3 protein-coding genes are annotated in these 1574 nt (G+C 66.6%); 2 read left to right on the top strand and 1 reads right to left on the bottom strand.

Going from position 1 to position 1574, the window contains the following annotated elements; genetic code table 11:
* Nucleotides 1-147: 147 nt before the first annotated feature.
* Nucleotides 148-516: a hypothetical protein gene (locus EJK15_RS69205; RefSeq protein ID WP_138720907.1), complete on the top strand. Its 369-nt coding sequence runs from the start codon at nucleotides 148-150 to the stop codon at nucleotides 514-516.
* Nucleotides 517-674: 158 nt separating this feature from the next.
* Nucleotides 675-1130, top strand: coding sequence for a hypothetical protein (locus tag EJK15_RS69210; RefSeq protein ID WP_138720908.1), 456 nt, complete (start codon nucleotides 675-677; stop codon nucleotides 1128-1130).
* A 3-nt stretch (nucleotides 1131-1133) separates the two neighbouring features.
* Here EJK15_RS69210 and EJK15_RS69215 read toward each other — a convergent pair.
* Nucleotides 1134-1574 (bottom strand): amidohydrolase family protein (locus EJK15_RS69215; RefSeq protein WP_476739219.1); only part of this gene is annotated, 441 nt, incomplete at its 5' end.

Consider the following 1574-nt stretch of genomic DNA (forward strand, 5'->3'; position numbering starts at 1 on the left):
CGCGCTGGAGGTGCCCCACCCGTTGACGCAATCTGACGATCAGCCCAGAGGGATTCGGGCATGACGAAGCCTCGTTGGAGGCCGTATTCCACCCCTGACACCAGGCGCTCCGGAGGGCTGATCTCCGTGCGAGAGAAGGGAAGAACGATGAACCCGCTCAAAACGGTCACCGTCGGCGTCGCTGTCGCGGTGGCGAGCGTCATTCTCGCGCAACCGGCCTTGGCGGCGAGTTTTCAACGGGATGTCGGAGACGGGATCGTCCGCTACGCCGACCCTGCCAACGAGCTGTGCGTCCGGGCGGATGACACCACAGGGACAGCCTGGGTGGAGGTGACCCTGACCCGCCCGGGTGTGATCGGAAAGCCCATCGTCATCAGAGACGACAACATCCGGCACCCCGGCGCCACCTGTGCGGTGCTCACCGCCTTCGAAGACGTCACCTACCAGGCCGTCCACGAGAGCTACTGGAGCGGGCGAGACACCGTCCTGCGCGGGACGTTCACCTTCGAGACCTGACGCTCAGGCAGGGCCCCCGCACCATCGATCGCCGTTCTCGTCTCGATCCGCCACGAGGCGATACCTCACACATCTCCCCCCGCCGGCCACGCGGGAGCGCTGAAGCGCACGCCCCAAGGCCAACCGAACCAACCGAAACATCTCTTGCTGGAGGACTGTTGAAGACACGCATTCTGGCCGCCGTGATGGCAACCGCAGCATTGAGCGGGCTGCTGGTGGCAAGCCCGGCGCAGGCGAGAGACGGAGTGTCCTCCGCCCGCGTGGACCCCTTCGAGAGCGCGGCGGGCCGCGACTACGGTGGCGGGTCCGTCCGGGCGACCGTCGACTCCGTCAGCCGGACGAAGGTCGTCTTTCGGAACTTCACGGTGCGCGACATCTGTCCCGGCGACAACCTTCCGATAAAGGGCCGGGTTTGGTGGGAACACACCGACGGAACCCACGGGTACGGCGCCTGGAGGTCGGACACCAACGGCTGCGGCGACGACGGCACCAACTTCGGAAACATCACCCGCACCGGCACCAAGTCCATATCGAGTGTCTACGTGCAGGTGTGCAGCACGTATTGCGACCACAGCGCGGCCCGATACAACCAGTACGTACGCCCGGGCCGCTGACGCTCAGGCTTTCAGCTGGTCGGCGTACCAGGGCTTGATGACGTTGCCGATGATGGGCAGGCGTTCGTCGAAGGGGATGGAGGCGGACTGCATCGCGTTGATGGCGAACCAGCGGAAGTCGGGCAGGTCGTAGCCGAAGGCGTCGGCGAGCAGGGCGAGTTCGCGGGTCATCGAGGTGCCGCTCATCAGGCGGTTGTCGGTGTTGACGGTGACCCGCAAGCGAAGCTGGGTGAGCAGGCCGATCGGGTGGTCGGCGATCGACGGGGCGGCACCGGTCTGGAGGTTGCTGCTCGGGCACATCTCCAGCGGGATCCGGCGGTCGCGGACGTACGCCGCCAACCTGCCGGGCTCGGCCTCGCCGTCGGAGGAGAAGGCGATGTCGTCGATGATCCGGACGCCGTGGCCGAGCCGGTCGGCGCCACACCACTGGATCGCCTGCCAGAT

Source organism: Nonomuraea basaltis (assembly GCF_005893125.1).
In the GTDB taxonomy this organism is placed as follows: Bacteria; Actinomycetota; Actinomycetes; order Streptosporangiales; family Streptosporangiaceae; genus Nonomuraea; species Nonomuraea basaltis.

Coding starts and splice junctions, on each gene's coding strand:
- EJK15_RS69205 (WP_138720907.1), top strand. CDS start 148: ATGAACCCGCTCAAAACGGTCACCGTCGGCGTCGCTGTCGCGGTGGCG.